Genomic DNA, 19,610 nt, shown 5'->3' on the forward strand with positions numbered 1-19,610 from the left:
ACTGTCGGTAGCGGGTGGACGACGGGGTTGAGCCTTGCGGGGCGGGTTGTCCCGGCCCGGTGTGGCACCACGCTTGCGTGGTGGCTCGTTTCCCCGTCGGTCCGTCATCCGATCATCCCCGTGTGGTCGTGGCGGGCTTCTTCGTCGTAGCCGGCTTCGTGGCACCGGTCGGCGGCTTGGTCGTGCTGGTGGGCGGCTTGGTAGTGCTGGTCGGCGGTTTCGTGGTCGCGGCTGTCGTCCCGGTAGCCGGCTTCACCGGCGTGGTCGGCTTCACCACCGGCTTGGTGGCCGGCTTGGTGGTCGGCGTCTGCGGGCCGAACATCGCCGTTCCGGCGCCGGCCTTCCCCTCGGCCGGTACGCCGAGCACGCGCCCGTCGGACAGCCGCAGGAAGACCGGGTTCGGGTTCGGCACCATGCCCATCCGCAGCGCCCGGTCGGACAGGTTCTGCGGCGACTCCAGCGCGCGCACCTGCTTCTCCAGCTGCTGCTGCTGATCGCGCAGGTCGTTCGCCTGGCTGTTCAGCTTGGTGATGTCGAACGTGCCGCTCTGCAGCTGCGTGTTCAGCAGCAGCAGTCCGACCAGTCCGGCGGCCAGCAGCGACACCACGAAGATCACGAACGGCATCCGCGGCGGCCGGAACGGCGCGCCGTACACCACCCGCAGCCGTGGCTGCTCCTTCTTCGCGCCTGTGGTGCCGGGGGCCGGCGTCACCCGCGCCTTCTGCGGGCTGAAGACGGTACTCATCAGGCCACCAGTCCCCTCTCCCGGATTCGCTCGGCCGCCCGCACGCGAGCAGACGCGGCGCGCGGGTTCACCGCGACCTCCTGCTCGGTCGGCCGTTCGGCACCCCGGGTCAGTAGCTTCAGATACGGTTCGTACCCCGCCGGGACGACCGGCAGGTCGTCGGGTACGTCGGACTTGGTGCCCGGCGCGAACGCCTGCTTGGTGATCCGGTCCTCGAGCGAGTGGTAGCTCATCACCACGATCCGGCCGTGCAGCGCGAGCGCCTCCAGCGCGGCGGGCAGCGCCCGGCGCAGTACGTCGAGCTCGCCGTTCACCTCGATCCGCAACGCCTGGAACGTCCGCTTCGCCGGATGCCCACCGGTCCGCCGGGCCGCCTGCGGGATCGCGTTCCGGACCAGCTCGGACAGCCGCGCACTGTTCGTGAACGGCTCGGTCTCGCGTTCCCGGACGATCCGGTCCGCGATCCGGCGGGCGAACTTCTCCTCGCCGTACTGGAACAGGATCCGGGCCAAATCGGCCGCGCTGTAGGTGTTCACGATGTCCGCGGCCGTGGTCGGGCCGGTCGGATCCATCCGCATGTCCAGCGGCGCGTCCTGCGCGTAGGCGAACCCGCGGTCCGCCTCGTCCAGCTGCATCGAGGAGACGCCCAGGTCGAACAGGATCCCGTCGATCGCCGGTACGCCGAGGTCGGCCAGTACCCGCGGCAGTTCGTCGTACACCGCGTGCACGAGCGTAAGCCGCTCCTCGAACGGCGCGAGCCGCTCACCGGCCAGCCGCAACGCGTTCGGGTCCCGGTCGAGGCCGATCAACCGGACCTCGGGAAACCGCTGCAGGAATGCCTCGGAGTGACCACCGAGGCCGAGGGTCGCGTCGACGAAGACCGCGCCGGGACGTGCGAGCGCCGGTGCCAGCAGCGCGACCACGCGCTCCAGCATCACCGGCACATGCCGCTCCGCAGCGTCCATCTCGACCCTTCCCGTCATTTCCCTACAGCTGCGGGAAACGACCCCTGCCCCCGCAGGTCAGCTGTGATACGTGGGTAGACAGCACCGTCCGGTCAGATCGCGGGTACGCCTTCCGGGGAAGTACCTGCTCGGTCTTGGCGCCGGGGAAGTGACGCCAACACTCCAGGTCGGAAGTCGGACCCGTGATCTCACCGGACGGTCGGTGTCTCTCGGTCCACGCACACTGTTCAGCTTTAGAAGATGCCTGGCAGCACTTCCTCGGAGAGATCGGCGAACGCCTGCTCCTGCTCCGCGGAGTACCGGTTCCAGTTCTCCGTGTTCCAGATCTCCACCCGGTTCATCGCCCCGATGACGACGCAGTCGCGGTCAAGTGCTGAGTAGTCGCGCAGCATCGGTGGGATGGTGACCCGGCCCTGCTTGTCCGGGACCTCGTTGGAGGCACCGGCGAACAACATCCGTAGGTAGTCCCGGGCACCCTTGTTGGTGATCGGAGCCTGCTTCAACTGCTCGGTCAGCTGGACGAACTCGCGCTCCGGCCACACGGACAGCGATCGCTCCTGTCCACGCGTGATCACCAGACCGTCGGCCAGCTCGTCCCGGAACTTCGCCGGCAGGAACAGCCGGCCCTTGTCGTCGAGCTTGGGGAAGTGAGTTCCGAGGAACACGCTCCACCTCCCCGTTGCGGACTCTCCGACTCAGGCGAGTGTTTCCACCACTTCAGTTCCACTGCGCTCCACCTTACTCCACTTTCCACCACCGTCAACCAACTTCCGCTCCATTCCGCTCCCGTGCCGCGTGAATCGGCACCCGGCGCCCGCGTGTCGTTGAGTCCTCCATGAACCATTGGCCCGGCCCACGCGTGAACCAGGTACCGGTTCGCGGCGTCGTACGCCCGACACGCCGCTGGTGCCGCCCGTACGCTTGGAGGGACGACTACCGACCCTGAGGGCGTGCGCCGTGACGATCGAACCGCCAACCGACCAGACTCTTGGCCCGACCCCTACGCAGGGTGAGAATGTGTCGGCAGTCAACGAATGGGGAGGACTCAGAGTGAGCACCACCGCGACCAGCTCGCCGCTGGCAGGAGCCGGGGACTTCGACGAGCTGTCCGAGGTGGCGGGACGCGTCCGCCGCGCCATGGAGCAGGTGATCGAGGGCAAACCCGACGTCGTCGAGGTCGCCGTCACGGTCCTGCTGGCCGAGGGCCACCTGCTGATCGAGGACGTGCCGGGCGTCGGCAAGACGATGCTGGCCAAGGCGCTGGCCAAGTCGATCGACTGCAGCGTGCGGCGGATCCAGTTCACGCCGGACCTGCTGCCCTCCGACATCACCGGCGTCTCGGTCTTCAACCAGGAGATCCGCGACTTCGAGTTCAAGCCCGGCGCGGTCTTCGCGAACATCGTGGTCGGTGACGAGATCAACCGCGCCTCGCCGAAGACGCAGGCCGCGTTGCTGGAGTCGATGGAAGAGCGCCAGGTCACCGTCGACACCACGACGTACACGCTGGACGCGCCGTTCATGGTGATCGCGACCCAGAACCCGATCGAGATGGAAGGCACGTACCCGCTGCCGGAAGCCCAGCGCGACCGCTTCATGGCCCGGGTCTCGATGGGTTACCCGGAGCCCGCCGCCGAGCTGCGCATGCTGGACGGCCATGCCGCCGACGACCCGCTGGCGAACCTGCAGCCGGTCACCGACGGCCAGCAGATCCTCCGCCTGGTCAAGACCGTGCAGTCGGTCCACGTCTCCGAGTCCGTGAAGGAGTACGCCGTCGCGCTCGTCGGCGCGACCCGCCGTTCGCAGGAGCTCCGGCTGGGCGCGAGCCCGCGGTCGACGCTGCACCTGATCCGGGCCGCCCGTGCGGCCGCCGCACTGGACTCCCGCGAGTTCGTGCTGCCGGACGACATCCAGGAGCTCGCGGTACCGGTGCTCGCGCACCGCGTGCTACCGGCGGCCGAGGCGCATCTCGGTGGGCGCGGCGCGTCCGACATCATCTCCGGACTGGTGGCCACGGTGCCGCTCCCCCGTACTCGTCGGGACTGAGACGACATGCGGCAGGCACTGCGCGGACTGACCACCAGAGGGCGGGCGTTCGTCGCGGCCGGGATCACTGCATCGCTGTGCGCACTACTGCTCGGCCAGAAGGACCTGCTGCGGGTCGGCATTCTGCTGGCCGCGCTGCCGGTCGTCGCGGCACTGGTGGTCGGCCGCACCCGGCTCCGCCTGCAGGTACGCCGAAGCCTCGCACCGGACCAGGTCCCGGTCGGGACGCAGGCGACCGTCGAGCTGACGCTCAGCAACCAGGGCCGGATGCCGGCCGGACTGTTGCTGCTCGAGGACCGCATTCCTTATGTACTGGGCCACCGCCCGCGCTTCGTCGTCGACCGCGTCAGCCCGAACTGGCGCCGTACCGTCACCTATCCGGTGAAGTCCGACGTCCGCGGGCTGTTCCAGGTCGGACCGCTGATGCTGACCGTCGCCGACCCGTTCGGGTTGGTGGAGACCAGCCGGACGTTCACCCGCAGCCAGCACCTGCTCGTCACGCCACGGGTGTTCAAGCTGCCCGAGGTACGCCTCGGCGCGGACCGGGCCGGCGCCGGCGAGAACCGGCCGCGGGCGATCGCGTCCGCGGGTGAGGAGGACGCGACGGTCCGCGAGTACCGCGACGGTGACGACCTGCGCCGGGTGCACTGGCGGTCCACCGCCCGCCGCGGCGAGCTGATGGTCCGCCGCGAGGAGCAGCCGTGGCAGAGCCGGTGCGCGCTGTTCCTGGACGCACGCACGATCTCGCACCACGGGCACGGCCCGTCGTCGAGCCTGGAGTGGGCGGTCAGCGCGGCCGCGTCGGTCGGCATCGACCGGATCCGCCGCGGGTACGTCACCACGATGCTCGGCGGGCCGACCACGCTGTCGGCGATCACGCACCGGACATCGGCCGCCGTGCATCAGCCGCTCTCGCAGCAGGAACTGCTGACCGAGTGCGCGACCGTCGAGGAACACCGGTACGCCGAGATCGGTCCGCTGCTGACCGTCGACCGGCACCCGCAGGAGCCGAGCCTGGTGATCGCGATCCTCGGCGCGTGCAGTACCGATGACGTGATCGCCCTGAACCGCTGGCGGACCAGCCAGGCGACCGGTGTCGCTCTGGTCCTGGACGCGGCCAGCTGGGCGGTCGGCGCCGAGGCGACCGAGAAGGCGGCCCGCCTGTCCGCCGCCACGGACGCCACCGAGAACGAACTGCGCCGCAACGGCTGGCGAGTAGCCAGAGTCCGCCGCGGCGACCACCTCCCGACGGTATGGTCCGGTCTCGGACTACGAAGCGGAAGAATCGCATGACTGGACACGCGAGGATCTCGATAGCCGCTTGGGGCGCGACCGCGCTCGGGTCGCTGGTGCTGACCCCGGTGTTCTCCGGGCCGTTCCTGTTCATCAGCGCGTTCCTCTGTGCGCTGATCACCGGGGTCGGCGTCGGACTGCAGAACCTGCGCATCCCGCGGATCGTGGTCCCGATCGTCCAGCTGCTCGTGCTCGTCGAGCTGCTGTCGTTGTTCTTCCTGCACGGCACGATGAAGTTCGGGCTGATCCCGTGGCGGGCGACCGCGATCGAGTTCAACGCGCGGATGGTCGACGCGATGGACTCGATCAACCGGTTCAGCGCGCCGCTGCCGCCGGACCCGCACCTGACGCTGTTCGCGGTGTCGGTGATCTGCGCGACCGGGTTCCTGATCCACGTGATCGCCGTACAGCTCCGTCAGGCGGCGTGGTCCGGGCTGCTGTTGCTGATCATGTACACGGTGCCGGCCGCGACCGTGCACGGCGGGTTGCCGTGGCTGCTGTTCATCCCGCCGGCGATCGGGTACATCGTGCTGCTGTCCTCGGAGGGGCGCAGCCGGCTGAGCCGCTGGGGCCGCCGGATCTCCGGGGTCTCACACCTCGACGCGGCCGAGCCCGTCGAGGCGTCGGCGCTCGGCCAGGCCGGCCGCCGGATCGGGCTGACCGTGGTCGCGATCGCCGCACTGTTGCCCGCCCTGTTGCCGGCCCTGCCGGAAGGTGTGATCGGCAACGGTCTGGCCGGCGGCAGCGACGGTACCGGGATCGGGGCCTCGATCTCCTCCACCGACCCGATGCTCGACATGGGCCGCAACCTCAAGCGCGGCGACAACGTCGTGGCGCTCACCTACAAGGGCGGCCCGACCGGCGGTACGTACCTGCGGCTGACCGCGCTCGACCTGTTCGACGGCAACACCTGGCGGATCGCGCCGCGCGGCGAGGAACAGAAACTGAACGGCACCCTGACGCCGCCGCCCGGTTTCAACGGCGACCTGTCGAAGGTGCCGGTCACCTCGATGGAGATCAACGTCACCCGGGACCTGCGCTCGCAACTCGTCCCGGTGCCCTACCCGTTGCAGTCGATCTCGCTGAAGAAGGACTGGCAGTTCGACTCCGGTGCGCTGGACGTGATGTCGAGCAACGGCGGGATCATCGCGGGCAAGAAGTACAAGCTGACCGCGTACGACCTGGAGCCGACGCCGGACCAGCTGCACGACTCGATCACCACCGGCGCGCCGGACCGGTACACGATGATCGTGCCGGACAAGACGCCGGACTCGATCAAACGTCTCGCGTACAACCTCACGGAGTCGGCCAAGAGCAACAAGTTCGAGGCCGCGGTGCTGCTGCAGAACTGGTTCCGCAGCGGCGGCCAGTTCACGTACAGCACGGAGAACGTCAAGGGCAGCGGGATGTCCGCGATCGAGGACTTCCTGCTGAACAGCAAGAAGGGGTACTGCGAGCAGTTCGCCACCGGGATGGCGCTGATGGCGCGGATCCTCGGCATCCCGGCCCGGGTCGGGATCGGCTTCCTGCCCGGCACCTCCGACAAGGACGGCCTGTACACGGTCCGCATGCACGACATGCACGCCTGGCCCGAGCTGTACTTCCAGGGTGTCGGCTGGGTCCGGTTCGAGCCGACGCCGTCCGCGCGGGTCGCGACGACGCCGGGCTGGACGGTGGCCGCGAACGAGCCGTCGAACACACCGTCGACGGCGCCGACCAGCGGCCCGACCACGCCGGGCGACAAGGCGACCGGGCCGATCGACAAGCCGCGGCACGACCCGAACCTGCCCGATCAGACCGGCATCACGACCGCCGGCGGCGGCAACTGGTTCACCCGCGGCGGCGGGCAGGCGATCGCCATCGGTCTCGGCGTCCTGCTGCTGCTGTGCGTCCCGTGGCTGATCCGGACGCTGACCCGCAGACGACGCTTCCTGCGGCCTCCGGGCCGGGCGGGGGCCGAAGGGTTGTGGGCGGAGATCCGGGACACGTCCCGGGACCTCGGCCTGGACTGGTCCGAAATCTCCACCCCCCGTCAGTCCGGGCAGTGGCTGGCGTCGAAGCTCCCCGAGGAAGTCCATCCGGCCGCCCGCCGGCTGGCCCGTGGCATCGAGGCACTCCGGTACGCCGGTGACGAGTACGGCGAGATCGACCTACGCGCCGACGCGGCCGACGTACGCAAGGCGCTGTGGACCCAGGCCCCGACCCGCCGCCGCTGGCGGGCGCGCCTCCTCCCGCCGTCCTGGCGCTGGTACCTCAGCCGCGGCACCAACGAAGCCTCGGACCTCCTCGACGAGTTCGACCTACTACTAGCCCGCCTGCGCTCGCTAGTCCTCCCGAAACGCCCTACAACGGGATCCCATAGAGGATGAACCCCCGGTTCTCCGCCACTTGGTCGTAGAGCCGGGCGTCATGCCGCCGGTGTAGAAACGACCACACCCGGCCCAGCAGGGCGCGGGTGTGGTCGGTATCAGGCTTTGAGCGTCAGAGGTCTTCCTCGCGGCGGCGGCGCCAGCGGTCTTCCATGCGCTCCATGAAGCTGCCGGAGGAGTCGTGCTTGGTCCGGTGCCGCTTGGTCGGCGGAGGCGGTGGGATGTCGTCGGACTCCCCCGCGTTGCTGATCCGCTTCATGCTCAGCGCCGCGATGTACAAGCAGGCGACCATCATCACGAAGCCGATGACTCCGATGATGGTGTTGGGAATGATGGCACCGGTCATCAGCACCGCGATGCCCAGCACGAAACCAACGCCGGCAAGCACTGCGCGGCGCCGGTAGTACAAGCGCACATTTGTCCCACGCATGGCGGAAACGAACTTCGGGTCTTCCGCAGCAAGGGCACGTTCGAGCTGCTCGAACTGGCGCTGCTCTTCTTCCGAGAGGGGCACCGTCGATCCCTCCATGATGAGCGCGATCTCGATAGGCCGCCTTCAGTCTAGGCCGCCCTCGCGTCACACGAAACCCTGACCGCCTGTCCAGCGCGTCACGGTCCCGCAACTGCCCCGTTTCAAGGCGCCGTACCAACGCGCCGTCGTCACGCTCCGTGGCGACCGCTCAGCGAGTGGCGAGGATGTGCAGCTGGGTCGCGAGTGCCCGGAACGCCGGGTGCTGGCTGGCCGCACGCTCGAGGTCCGCGAGCGAGTCGGCCGCGCCCGGTTCGGAGTCGACGAACGCGGACGGCACCAGGTCGGCGAACGTCCGGACGCCGTGCACCGTGTGCACCATGAACCCGGTGTCGGCCAGCTGCCCGATGATGCCGGCCTCGTCGAACCGCCGCGGCATCGGGTCGGTCGCGCCCCAGCGGCCGTCCGGATCCTGCAGCGCAACTCGTGCCTCGGCCAGGTGCCCGGCCAGCGCCCGCGCCAGGACGACCGCGTTGCGCTGGGCAACCAGCAGACTCAGCACGCCGCCTTCGCGCAGTACGGAGGCCATCGCCTGCAGCGCCTGTGCCGGGTCGTCGACGACCTCGAGCACACCGTGGCAGAGCACGGCGTCAGCGCTCGACTCCCCCACCAGGCCGAGCAGCTCGGCCGCATCACCCTGGACGCCGCGGACCAGCTCGCTGACGCCTTCGTCGCGGGCCCGACGTTCGAGCGAGGCCAGTGCGTCGGGGCTCGGGTCGACAACGGTCACCCGGTGACCCTCGACCGCGAGCGGGACGGCGAACCCGCCGGTACCTCCGCCGAGGTCGACGATGTCCAGCCCGGCGCCCGGATCGGTCCGCTCGCGCGCCGCCAGCGCAACGCGCAGCGCCTCACCCACCAACGCCGTCCGCACACCGCGCCGCCGCCGCTCCACCATCAAGCCTCCAGCCCTGCCGAGTCCGCCGCGCCACACCTTACTTGTGCCCGACGACGTACAAGCGGTTGGTGGTTTCCGCGTGCGACGCCAGCGGACCGCGCAGGTACCACTCGATGTCGGTCAGGCCGGCGGATTCGAGCAGCTGGACGAGCTGCGCGGGGTTGTGCAGCACGTAGTCGAGGCTGACCTCGTGGCCGAGGAACTCCTCGACGTGCCGCACCTCGTCACCGGCGTGGACGGCGAGGACGAGCCAGCCGCCAGGGTCCAGCGGCCGGGTCAGCGCGGCGATCGTGCCGGGCAGCTCGGAAGCGGCGAGGTGGATCAGCGAGTACCAGGCGAGGACGGCCGACCAGCCGGAGCTCGCCGGCGGGCGACCGAGCCGGCGCAGGTCGCCGACCTCGAAGTTCAGCTGGGGGAACCGCCGGCGTGCCTCGGCAACCATCTCCGGCGACACGTCGATTCCGGTCGCATCCGCGTCCCGAGCGGCGAGGTACGCCGTCACATGGCCCGGACCCGATCCGACCTCGACCACCGGGCGGCCGTCCGCGTGGGCAACCACCCGGTCGAGCAGCCACCGCTCGAACGGCAGCCCGTCGAGCTCGTCGAGCAGCTCGTCCGCGTACGCCGTCGCGACCGCGTCGTACGCCGAACGCACCCGGGCGTCACGCGCCTCGGCCCCGTCGGCGATCACCGCGTCGCGGTCGACCGTCTCAACCGCCGCGACGGCCTCGACCTCCGGCACCGGGCCGAGTAGGTGGATCCACCGCCGGTCGTGCTGCCCCGCCCGGCGTTCGAGCTCACGCACCAGCGGCTCGGGGCGGGCGGCCATCCGCTGCAGGCACGCCTCCACGTCGGCCCGGTCGTCGAACCGGTGCAGGCGCTCGGTCCGCGTCCGCAACTCCCCCGGCGCCTGAGCCCCGCGCAGCAGCAGGACGGTGATCAACGCCCGCTCGTCCTCGGCGAGCTCGAGCTTCTCGTCGAGGATCTGGTGGTACTTCAGCGTCCGGCGACCCGTGTCCGCCCAGACGATCCGCACCAGCTCGCGATCGCGGAGTCCGCGCGCGACCCGCTCGACCGTGCCCTGGTCGTAGTCCACGACCGGCTCACGGTTGCTGGTCTGGTTGCAGGCGGTCCGCAACGCGTTCGCCGTCAACGGGTACGACGCCGGCACGGTCAACTGCTTCTCCAGCAAGCTCCCCAGAACCCGCTGCTCCTCGACATCCAATACCGGAAGTCCGCTCACCCGGTTGACCCTAGTACGGCGTGAGGGGCTCGAACGCGGTGCCGTTGCAGGACGGACAGAGAATGTCGGACACCAGGCCTGAGCCCGCGCACTCGCTACAGAGGCCGTCGTGCCAGGAGTCGCCGGACAGGGCCTGGTGCGGCCGCGGGTAGTGGGTGTCGGGCAGGTAGCACTCGGCGCCGGTGACGGCGTGGACGCGACCGCACAGGTCCTTGCCCAGGCCTCGGGTGGGTTCGCTCACGGTCGGGATCTCCTCAGGTGCGGTGGTGCGTCAGCTGGCTTGCATCCAGGACTGGGTGAGAACGGACTGCGGGTCGGTGGTCGCGGTCAGCACCGGGCTGGTGGACAACCGCAGGCTCGCTTCGACCTGGGTGTAGAACGTCTCGACCGCGCGGACCAGGTCGTCGGCCTCGCGGGTGCTGACGGCACGCTCCAGGCCGGCCTCGGCGGCGGCGCGCTGCGCGGCACCGGCGGCGAAGAAGGTCGCCCACTCGCCGAACTCCGGCGCGACCTCGGCGAGCAGCACCCAGGCGTTGCGCTGGACCCGCCGCCGGCTGCCCGAGCGGACCGGGCGGGCGCGGACGGCCAGCACCGCGGCCGCGACCCGGAGCGCCGCGACATGCGCGCTCGAGTAGCGGATCAGGTGGTCGTTGGTCTCGGTTGCCTCGGCCAGCGCGGCCCGGGCACGGAACAGCTCGCGGCTGGCCGCGCCGGCCGCAGCCGGCGACACCGGTGAAACTGTCATCGGTCGGTCACCCTCTCCAGTTGCCAACGCCCCGAATCCGGGTCGTGGGCGAGATCGAACATCTCCTGCTGCCCGAACCGGCCGCAGCCGGCTTCCACCCGGAACACCGAACGCTCCGGTCCCCATTCCGCGTCCAGCACGCCGGTGGCGGCGGGCGTCCGGGCCGCCGAGCAGACCTCGGCGACGGTGGTCGCGTCGATCCGGGCGAGCGAGTCGTACGTCCGGCCGGTGCCGATCACGCCGCGCTCCCACCAGGCGGCGGTCTCGGTCCACTGCGACCTGACCGCGCGCACCCGCCACAACCGGCCGCGCCAGAGGAACTGGTCGGGGGTCAGCACACCGTCAACGTTCACCGAGTGCACCTCGACGGCGTCGTCGAACTCCCACATGGTCCATCTCCTCCTGCGCTCCGAACGCTTCCCCTGGCCGGCGGCCCGGCGGGTGGCACCGGGGTGGGGGTCGAGGACCACCCCGGTGCCCGGCCCGCCGGGGCCACCGGATTCCGATGCGGCCGCAACTCCGCACCGGAGCCGTTCAGCTGTCCGATCCGCCCCGGGCCGGCCTCCCGACGAAACCGGGACCGAAGCAATCGAACATCTGTTCGAACACTGGAAGCGTATCGCCGTCCGCCGACAGTCGTCAACGGGAGCGGGGATCGGCGCGCCGTGGACCGGGATCCGGGCAGGCCCGGGCGCCCGGCGGCTGAGCACGGTTCCGATCTCCATGACGTCATCGTCGACGACGCCACCGACAATTTCCGGACAGCGCCCGGATCGGGGGGCCGGGCCGCCTAAGCTCACCGGGGTGAGCAGTCATCCCAATGTGCAGAAAGTGGCCGCCGCGCTGCGGGCGGCCGGAGCGACCGGCGAGATCGTGATCCTGGACGAGGCGGTGCCGACCGCGGCGGCCGCCGCGGCGGAGCTCGGCTGCGAGGTCGGCGCGATCGCGAACAGCCTGATCTTCGACGGCGACGGCGCCCCGGTGCTGATCCTGACCTCGGGCGCGCACCGCGTGGACACCGCGAAGGTCGCCGCCGAGCTCGGGATCGGGAAGCTGAAGCGGGCCACGCCGGAGTTCGTCAAGGAGCACACCGGTCAGGCGATCGGCGGCGTCGCCCCGGTCGGCCACCCGGGCCCGGTTCCGACGTACGTCGACCGCGCCCTCGAGCAGTACCCGGTGATCTGGGCCGCGGCGGGCATCCCGCATTCGGTCTTCCCGACCAGCTACGCCGAGCTGCTGACGCTGACCGAAGGTTCCGAGATCACGGTGAACTGAGCACCCGTGGAATGGCGGTCCGCACGAAGCGCCGGGTCAGCCCGGCGCGGGTGTGCCGCCACCACGGCCCGGTCCGGACCCCGTCGGTGTACCGGCGCCGCCGGATGTCCTCGACGACGTCCGCCGGCGCCCCGAGCCGGGGCAGCACGTCGAACGCGGCGCGCTTGGTGATCAGGTCTCCGGTCGCCAGCGTCACGTGCGCCCGCGCGATCGTGAGCAGGCTCAGGTCGACCCAGATGTCGGCGTACCAGGGCCTGCGTTTGCGGGTCGCCGGCAGCCAGAACTCGCGCAGGTCCCGGCGGACGAACGCGAACAGCTCCTCGTCGGTCGTTGCCGGCAGCAACTCCACGGGCGCCGGCCCGAACAGCGTCCGGTTGCCGATCGCGAGCTCGCGGCGGGTCACCGGCGTCACCGGGCGGTCGAAGTACCGCCCGTGGGCGAAGGTCGGGTGCCGGATCGACGGATCAGCCAACCGGCCGATCGCCATGTACGAGCAGTGCAGCTTGGCCGCCAGCGGGTCAGTGCGGATCAGCTTCCGGTGTACGTCGGCAACGGCCGACGAGGGTGGCTTCGCGACCACGACGATCACGTCCAGGTCGCTACGCCCGGGCTGGTAGTCCCCCAGCGCGAGCGAGCCGTGCAGCCAGACGGCCACGACAGGGGCGGCAGAGCGGACAGAACGGACGAAGCCGTCCAGCAACGGCTGGACGGCTTCGTCGATCACCCAGGCAAGACTAGACGGCCGGGCGGACGTCCACGTCGGCAGCCCGTACGTAGGCCATCCGGTGCCCGAACCAGATCTCGTAGTACTTGTCCTTGCCGAGCACCTGGACGTGGTCGGTCGGCGGCTGCCCGTCGAACGTCACGGCCCGGTAGTAGTCGGTCTCGATGTTCAGGTCACCGACTGGGTAGGCCTGACCCGCACCGATCGAGTACTGCAACGGCGTCACCGTCTGGTACGGGATCCCGGCCGGGTACGCCGACGCCTCCGGGTAGGCCCTTCCGTACACCGGTACCGAGGTGAGACCGGCCTTCGGCTTCACGACCAGGCCGGGCTTGGCGAACGCGTCCGGCGCGGAGGCCGGGCTCTTGAACCAGCCGAGAGCCCCCAGGTACCAGACGGCCACCCAGTCTCCCTGGCGCTGGGCGACGACGTACTGCGAACCCGCTGCGGCCCGTGAGCCCATGTCGGACACCTCGGTCGTACCGTTGGAGCCGTCCGGGTGCAGGCCGATGTCCTTGACCAGCGGTGCGTTGTCGTCCGGCGCCTGGCGCAGGTAGACGAAGTTGGTGCCCTGCGGGGTGCACGGCGTACCCGGAGTGTCGCAGCTGTTGACGACCTGGACGTTGCCCTCGAAGCCAGGCTTGATCGTGACGATCGAACCGGCCTTCACCGGCAGCACGGAGTGGCCCCAGATCGGCGCGCCGAGCAGGTCGAAGTAGTGCTCCCAGTCCCAGTACGGTCCCGGGTCCCAGTGCATGCCGCGGACCGTGGACGGGACCGTGCCCGGCACCTGGTCGTGGCCGATGATGTGGGCGCGGTCGAGCGGGATGTCGTTCTTCGCGGCCAGGTAGCGCACCAGCTTGGCCGAGTTGCGGTACAGCGACTCGGTGAACCAGGTGGCACCCTGCGGCGCGAAGCCCTCGTGCTCGATGCCGATGCTGTGCATGTTCACGTACCAGTTGCCGGCGTGCCAGGCGACGTCCTTGGCCTTCACGTGCTGCCAGACGTGGCCGTCGTTGGACCGCATCGTGTAGTTCCAGCTGACGTACGTCGGGTCCTGCACCAGGTTCAGCACGCCCTGCCAGGTGCCCTCGGTGTCGTGGATGACGATGTAGTCGATCTTCCCGGTCTTCGGCCGGTTCGCGAGGTCGTGGTTGCCGTAGTCGCCGTCGGTACCGAAGGTCGAGTACGGCGCCGGCAGCCACTCGCAGCCGAGCGACGGCGGGCACTCCACGTCCGACTTGGACGGCTGGACGCCGGCCGGCAGCGACAGCTTGCTCAGCTGCGACTTGTCCGGCGTGACCGCGAGCGCCGGCATCACGATCTGCTGGCCGGTGTTCGTGGTTCGGGCGGCGCCCTTGGCCATGATCGCGTAGACGTCGTCGGCGAAGCCGCCGGCGCCGACCTTGTCCCAGGCCTCGGCGTACGACGCGATCGCGCCGTACCACTGGGCCGGTGAGGTGCTCGTACCGACCGGCAGGCCGAGCGACTTCTGGTACGACGCCAGCACCGCGGCACCGCCGTCGATGTTGGCTCCGGTGTCGGTGCGCAGCGTGGACTGGTCGATGCCGGTCAGGTCGGACGCCTTCTTCAGCGTCTGCAGCGACTCGGCGGTGGCGACCTTCTGCTTGCCGGACAGGTCGGCCACCTCGGAGGCACCCAGACCGGTGAGGTGCATCGGGCCGTACCCGCCGGTGGTGCTCGGCGCGCCGGCGTGGTCGTCCCAGCGCGACTCGGCGTACGAGACGGCCAGCAGGACGGACTCCGGTACGCCGTACTTCGCGGCCGCCGCGCTGTACGCCGCGGTGCCGTCGGCGCTCGCGCTACTGACGACGCCGGGCGGCGAGGCCTGGGCCGGTGGACTTCCCAACGACACGCCGACCACCGCGGTCGGCAGCGCTACCGCAGCGAGTGCGGCAAGAATCTTCGGACGACGCAGCATGATGATCTCCTGAACCCGTGGGCGGGTGCCGGTCACACAGACCGGCAGCCTAGTCACTGTGGGTCCGGGCGACGCGGATGTCAACGGTTAACGGAAATCGGCCACCTCGGGTTATGGAGTACCGCGATGGAAGCGCTGCCGCTGGCGGTGACGACCGGCTGGGCGAGTGGTGTGAACGCCTACGCCTGCGTGCTGATCCTCGGCCTGCTCGGCCGGTTCGCCGGCGCCGGCGACGTACCGCACGCACTCACCACGACGCCGGTACTGATCGCGGCCGGCGTGCTGTTCGCGTTCGAGTTCGTCGCCGACAAGATCCCGTACGTCGACTCCGCGTGGGACGCGATCTCGACGGTGATCCGGCCGACCATCGGGGCGATCATCGCCGCGATGCTGTCCGGTCAGGCGAGCACCCTGCACCAGGCGGTGGTGGCGACGGTCGGCGGTCTGGTGGCGCTGCTCTCACACACCGTGAAGGCGAGTCTGCGGCTCGCGATCAACACCTCCCCCGAGCCGGTCACGAACATCGCGGCCTCGTCGGGAGAGGATGTGGCGGTCGCCGGTGTGGTGTCGCTGGCCGCGTTCCATCCGGAGGCGGCACTGATCATCGCGGGCAGCCTGCTGATCGTCGGCCTGATCGCGGTCTACTTCGCCTTCAGGTTCATCCGGCGCGGGTATCTCAGGTTCAAGGCGTGGCGAGAGAAACGTGGGAACAGGTAGTGGCTGATGTGATTGTCGTCGGGGCCGGTCTGGCCGGTCTCGCGAGTGCTGTGCGGCTGGCGAAGCTCGGCCACCAGGTGACCATCTGCGAACGCGACGAGCACCTTGGCGGTGTCCTGGGCCGCGTAGAAGCCGATGGCTTCACCTGGGATGCAGGAGCTGCCAGTACGACGCTCCCCGCCGCGCTGCGCGACCTGTTCCGCAAGAGCGGCCGGCCGATCGAGAGCCTCGTCCAACTGGAGCCCGTGACCGAGCCGCGTCGCCACATGTTCTCCGACGGCTCCGTCCTCGACCTGCCGATCAGTGACCGTGGCTCGCAGGAGGAGGCCTGGACGGACCTCGCAGGCGCACCTGTGGCCGAGCAGTGGACCAAGCTGGTCGACGGGTTCGGCGACACGTGGCAACTGCTCCGCAAGACGTCGCTGGAACCACCTCTCGAGCCCAAACTGCCGCTCAAGACCATCCGCGCCCTGAAGCCCTGGCAGTCGCTGGAGAAGGTTGCACAGCGCCAACTGACCGACGAGCGCGCACGGGCAGTGCTCCGGTACTACGCAGCGCAGGGCGGTTCCGAGGCGGGGCTCACACCGGGCTATGTCGGTGTCTGGTCCTACTTGGAGCGCACGTTCGGCCGCTGGACGATCCCGGGTGGGTTCGGTGCCCTGGCCGACGCGCTGGTGCAGCGTGCGAGCGAGCGGAAGATCACCATCCGTACCAGCGCCGAGGTGGTCGCCGTGACGACAGCCGGCGGCGCAGTGAGCGGCGTACGGCTGTCGGACGGCGAGGCGATCCCTGCCGACATCGTGGTGAGTGACATCGATCCACGGGTGCTCTACGAGTCCATGGTCGACGACCCCGCCGCCAAAAAGGTGCGCAAGCGGATCCTGTCGACGCACCAGGCACAGGCTGCGTACGTCGTACACCTGGGCCTGAAGGAGCCGGTACCGACGCTTCCGTTCGAGACTGTGCTGCACGGCACCCCGACGGTCGTCGTACGGACAGGTGGTACAGCGCCCGCTGGTCACCAAGCGTGGTCCGTGCTGGTCCACGGCTACCCGACAGACGACGTACTGGACCTCTTGGTCGCCCGCGGTCTGCCCGTGCGCGACAAGGTGGTGTCCAGGCAGACGTCACCGTCCTGGTGGGCCGGGGTGGCCTGGGAGGGATACAAGACGGCCCGTCGGCGGGCGTCGAACGTGTCCCCGGTGAAGGGCCTGTACTGCGTCGGCGCGGGCGCTCATCCGGGTTCCGGGGTGCCCGCGACCACCCTCGGCGCGGCCATCGTCGCGGACGCGATCGGGAAGGCCTGAGACCCGCGTGGGGTTATGCACTCGAGACAACTAAGATTGGTTGTTCTTGTGTTCTGAGCGGGGCTGGTGCCCGGCGGTAGAGAGGACCTTGGTGGATCAATCCCCCACAGTGGAGCGCGCTGAGCTGGCGGCTGAGCAACAGCATGTCGACCGGGTCTACGGCCGGGTCGAGGAGGCCGCCCGGTCCGCTTCCCGGATCGCGGTCGAAGGTCACCAGCGTGGCCAGGCGCAGAACGTCGGCCGGGTCCGCGAGGAAGAGCAGACCGGTCTGTACGAGCGGGACGTGCTGGTGTTCGCGGCCGCCCGCCGGATCGCCGAGCTGGACGCGGAGCACGAGGGCCTGGTGTTCGGCCGGCTGGACTCCGACCGGGGCGACGACGAGCCGCCCGCCGCGACCGCGGCTGAGCTCGACAAGCTGTACGTCGGGCGGATCGGGGTCCGCGACGCGGAGTACGAACCGCTCGTGATCGACTGGCGGGCACCCGCGGCGGAGCCGTTCTACCGGGCCACCCCGACCGACCGGCAAAAGGTCGTCCGGCGGCGCGTGCTGCGGAACAAGGGCGCGAAGATCGCCGGCCTCGAGGACGACCTGCTGGCACCGGAGCGGGCGCCGGAGGACCTGCCGGTGATGGGCGAGGGCGCGCTGATGGCATCGCTGTCGCGGGCCCGTGGGCACACGATGCGCGACATCGTCGCCACCATCCAGGCCGAGCAGGACGAGGCGATCCGGGCACCGGCCCGCGGTGTCACCGTGATCGGCGGCGGCCCGGGTACGGGCAAGACCGTGGTCGCGCTGCACCGCGCCGCGTACCTGCTGTACAGCGACCGCCGGCGCTTCGAGCGTGGCGGCGTACTGGTCGTCGGTCCGTCCGCGGCGTTCATGGCGTACATCGAGCGAGTGCTGCCGAGCCTCGGTGAGAACACCGTGTCGCTGCGGGCTGTTGGTGAGCTGGTCGACGGCGTGAAGGCGACCGCGGTCGACAACGCCGACGTTGCCGCGATCAAGGGCTCGCTGCGGATGCGCACCGTGCTCGCGCGCGCGGCCCGTGACCGGGTGCCGAACGCTCCGACCACCCTGCGGGTCTTCATCGGCGGCGCGACCGTCGAGCTGGACGCGAACCAGCTCGACAACGTCCGCCGGAACGCTTTGCGCCGGACAGCTCGCAACCGGGCAGCCGCTGAGGCTCGGAAGGGTCTGGTTGCCGCGCTGTGGCAGCGGTTCCCGGAGGACCTGCGCAACGGTCCACTGGGTGACCGTGAGGCGTTCGGCGACCGCGTGACCGACACCCCGGCGTTCCGGACGTTCTTCAGCGCCTGGTGGCCGGTCCTGACGCCGGAGTCCGTCCTGCGTTGGCTCGGCGACGCGCGCCGCCTGCAGCGCTGGGGTCGCAACGAGCTGACACCCGCCGAGATCGAAGCGCTCGCGACCGCGATCCGTACCACGGACGAGTTCACCGTCGCCGACGTCGCGTTGCTGGACGAGCTCGGTACGTTCCTGGGCCGCCCGCCCGTGGTGGAGAACACCGACGAGGAGTTCGACTGGCTGGAGGGGCTGACCGACGGCGTCAACGAAGTACTGACCAGCTCCGAGCGCCGGGCCCGGGCCGCGGCGGCCCGCGAGGCGGAGGAGCCGGAGGAGTATGCGCACGTCCTGGTGGACGAGGCGCAGGACCTCTCCCCCATGCAATGGCGGATGGTCACCCGGCGCGGCCCGCAGGCCAGCTGGACGATCGTTGGCGACCTCGCGCAGAGCTCGTGGCGGGACCCGGCCGAGGCCCAGGCCGCGATGGATTCGATGCTGTCGCACCTGCAGCGGCACACGTTCCGGCTGTCCACCAACTACCGGAACTCGGCCGAGATCTACGCGTTCGCCGGTGAGGTGATCCGGCAGTCGATCCCGGACGCCGACCTGCCGAACGCGGTCCGCAGTACCGGGGTCGAGCCGGAGCACCGGATCTTCGACGCGGGCAAGGTGGCCGAGGCCGCCGGCGACGCGGCCGCCGAACTGCTCCAGGTGGTCGAGGGGACCGTCGGGGTGATCGTCCCGCCGGCCCTGCGCGGGGCGGTCGACCCGGTGCTGGCCGAGCTCGGCGATCCGCGGGTCGTTGCCGTCAGCCCCTTGGACTCCAAGGGCCTGGAGTACGACGGTGTCGTGGTGGTCGAGCCGGATCGGATCGTCAGCGACACGCTCGGCGGCGTCCGCGCCCTGTACGTCGTGCTGACCCGGGCGACCCAGCGGCTGATCACCGTGAACAGCACGACCCGCTGGCTGCCCTAGCCGCGGGGTACGACGTACTGCACGAGGTCGGCGTCGTTGGCGGCGAGGTCGGCCCAGTGCGTGGTCAGGTGCAGGATCGCGAGGCCACCGGTCGGGTACTTCTGGGTGAGCTGCACGCGCTCCGGGCTGGTGCCGTCGAGGGCGAGTTCGTCGGCCAGCCACGGGATGCCGGGCGCGTGGCCGACGACGACCACCGTGCGGGCCTCGGCCGGTACCTCGCGGATGACGTCGAGCAGTGCGTCGGTGTCGGCGTTGTAGACGCGCTTGTCGTACCAGACGTCCTTGGCGGTGACGCCCGCGTCCGCGACGTACTTCCAGGTCTCGCGGGTGCGCTTCGAGGGCGAGCACAGGACCAGGTCCGGTTCGATGCCTTCGGCAACGAGGTGCCGGCCGGCCGCGCTCGCGTCCGCGCGGCCGCGATCGGCCAGCGGGCGGTCGAGGTCCGCCAGCTCCGGCCTGCTCTCCGGCGGCACCGCCTTCGCGTGCCGGAGCAGGACGAGCGTGCGGTCGATCAACAGGTCCGACGGGTCAGCCATT

19 protein-coding genes are annotated in these 19,610 nt (G+C 70.2%); 7 read left to right on the forward strand and 12 right to left on the reverse strand.

The window, feature by feature from the left end:
- Positions 1-112: 112 nt before the first annotated feature.
- The 3 genes from ftsL to mraZ form a co-directional block, all read right to left on the reverse strand.
- Positions 113-745, reverse strand: coding sequence for a cell division protein FtsL (ftsL, locus tag FB475_RS34615; RefSeq protein WP_141862432.1), 633 nt, complete (start codon positions 743-745; stop codon positions 113-115).
- A complete protein-coding gene (gene rsmH / locus FB475_RS34620) occupies positions 745-1,710 on the reverse strand; it encodes a 16S rRNA (cytosine(1402)-N(4))-methyltransferase RsmH (protein ID WP_141863143.1) in 966 nt (321 codons plus the stop codon). Before rsmH ends, ftsL begins: the two co-directional genes overlap by 1 nt.
- A gap of 233 nt (positions 1,711-1,943) precedes the next feature.
- Positions 1,944-2,375, reverse strand: coding sequence for a division/cell wall cluster transcriptional repressor MraZ (gene mraZ / locus FB475_RS34625; RefSeq protein WP_141862435.1), 432 nt, complete (start codon positions 2,373-2,375; stop codon positions 1,944-1,946).
- Between the two features lie 439 nt (positions 2,376-2,814).
- On the opposite strand from mraZ, the gene FB475_RS34630 reads away from it, so the two are divergent.
- From FB475_RS34630 to FB475_RS34640, 3 genes are read left to right on the forward strand one after another with little or no spacing between them, the layout of a single operon-like run.
- The gene (locus FB475_RS34630; RefSeq protein ID WP_420359246.1) at positions 2,815-3,753 is read left to right on the forward strand and encodes an AAA family ATPase; all 939 of its coding nucleotides are present in this window, start codon (positions 2,815-2,817) and stop codon (positions 3,751-3,753) included.
- Positions 3,754-3,759: 6 nt separating this feature from the next.
- The gene (locus FB475_RS34635; protein ID WP_141862437.1) at positions 3,760-5,046 is read left to right on the forward strand and encodes a DUF58 domain-containing protein; all 1,287 of its coding nucleotides are present in this window, start codon (positions 3,760-3,762) and stop codon (positions 5,044-5,046) included.
- Positions 5,043-7,415: a transglutaminase TgpA family protein gene (locus FB475_RS34640; RefSeq protein ID WP_141862439.1), complete on the forward strand. Its 2,373-nt coding sequence runs from the start codon at positions 5,043-5,045 to the stop codon at positions 7,413-7,415. Before FB475_RS34635 ends, FB475_RS34640 begins: the two co-directional genes overlap by 4 nt.
- Positions 7,416-7,527: 112 nt before the next feature.
- Here the strand turns inward: FB475_RS34640 and FB475_RS34645 are convergent, their stop codons facing one another.
- From FB475_RS34645 to FB475_RS34670, 6 genes are all read right to left on the reverse strand, one after another.
- Complete coding sequence (locus FB475_RS34645; RefSeq protein ID WP_238332624.1) at positions 7,528-7,929, reverse strand: DUF3040 domain-containing protein; 402 nt, start codon at positions 7,927-7,929, stop codon at positions 7,528-7,530.
- Between the two features lie 166 nt (positions 7,930-8,095).
- Entirely contained in the window at positions 8,096-8,842 is a 747-nt protein-coding gene (locus FB475_RS34650; RefSeq protein ID WP_141862441.1) for a class I SAM-dependent methyltransferase, read from the reverse strand.
- 37 nt (positions 8,843-8,879) lie between these two features.
- Complete coding sequence (locus tag FB475_RS34655) at positions 8,880-10,085, reverse strand: DUF480 domain-containing protein (RefSeq protein ID WP_202878685.1); 1,206 nt, start codon at positions 10,083-10,085, stop codon at positions 8,880-8,882.
- Between the two features lie 10 nt (positions 10,086-10,095).
- A complete protein-coding gene (locus FB475_RS34660; protein WP_141862443.1) occupies positions 10,096-10,326 on the reverse strand; it encodes a hypothetical protein in 231 nt (76 codons plus the stop codon).
- Between the two features lie 30 nt (positions 10,327-10,356).
- Entirely contained in the window at positions 10,357-10,830 is a 474-nt protein-coding gene (locus tag FB475_RS34665; RefSeq protein ID WP_141862445.1) for an SAV_6107 family HEPN domain-containing protein, read from the reverse strand.
- Positions 10,827-11,219: a DUF6504 family protein gene (locus FB475_RS34670; protein ID WP_141862447.1), complete on the reverse strand. Its 393-nt coding sequence runs from the start codon at positions 11,217-11,219 to the stop codon at positions 10,827-10,829. The genes FB475_RS34665 and FB475_RS34670 overlap by 4 nt, the downstream gene beginning before the upstream one ends.
- Before the next feature lie 415 nt (positions 11,220-11,634).
- Here FB475_RS34670 and FB475_RS34675 point away from each other — a divergent pair, with 415 nt between their 5' ends.
- On the forward strand, positions 11,635-12,105 hold the full coding sequence (locus FB475_RS34675; protein WP_141862449.1) for a YbaK/EbsC family protein: 471 nt from the start codon (positions 11,635-11,637) through the stop codon (positions 12,103-12,105).
- On the opposite strand, the gene FB475_RS34680 is transcribed toward FB475_RS34675, so the two are convergent.
- Complete coding sequence (locus tag FB475_RS34680) at positions 12,092-12,829, reverse strand: nucleotidyltransferase domain-containing protein (RefSeq protein WP_141862451.1); 738 nt, start codon at positions 12,827-12,829, stop codon at positions 12,092-12,094. The two genes, FB475_RS34675 and FB475_RS34680, sit on opposite strands and share 14 nt — an antisense overlap.
- 10 nt (positions 12,830-12,839) lie before the next feature.
- Complete coding sequence (locus tag FB475_RS34685; RefSeq protein WP_141862453.1) at positions 12,840-14,771, reverse strand: N-acetylmuramoyl-L-alanine amidase; 1,932 nt, start codon at positions 14,769-14,771, stop codon at positions 12,840-12,842.
- 126 nt (positions 14,772-14,897) lie between these two features.
- On the opposite strand from FB475_RS34685, the gene FB475_RS34690 reads away from it, so the two are divergent.
- From FB475_RS34690 to FB475_RS34700, 3 genes are all read left to right on the forward strand, one after another.
- Positions 14,898-15,488: a DUF4126 domain-containing protein gene (locus FB475_RS34690; protein WP_141862455.1), complete on the forward strand. Its 591-nt coding sequence runs from the start codon at positions 14,898-14,900 to the stop codon at positions 15,486-15,488.
- Positions 15,488-16,795, forward strand: coding sequence for a phytoene desaturase family protein (locus FB475_RS34695; RefSeq protein WP_141862457.1), 1,308 nt, complete (start codon positions 15,488-15,490; stop codon positions 16,793-16,795). Before FB475_RS34690 ends, FB475_RS34695 begins: the two co-directional genes overlap by 1 nt.
- 109 nt (positions 16,796-16,904) lie before the next feature.
- Positions 16,905-19,073 (forward strand): HelD family protein, encoded by a 2,169-nt coding sequence (locus tag FB475_RS34700; RefSeq protein ID WP_238332625.1) that lies wholly within the window; start codon positions 16,905-16,907, stop codon positions 19,071-19,073.
- Here FB475_RS34700 and FB475_RS34705 read toward each other — a convergent pair.
- Positions 19,070-19,609 carry a SixA phosphatase family protein gene (locus tag FB475_RS34705; RefSeq protein ID WP_141862465.1) on the reverse strand — a complete coding sequence of 180 codons (540 nt, stop codon included), beginning with the start codon at positions 19,607-19,609 and terminating at the stop codon, positions 19,070-19,072. The genes FB475_RS34700 and FB475_RS34705 overlap by 4 nt on opposite strands.
- Position 19,610 lies beyond the last annotated feature (1 nt).

The organism is Kribbella jejuensis, assembly GCF_006715085.1.
GTDB lineage: Bacteria > Actinomycetota > Actinomycetes > Propionibacteriales > Kribbellaceae > Kribbella > Kribbella jejuensis.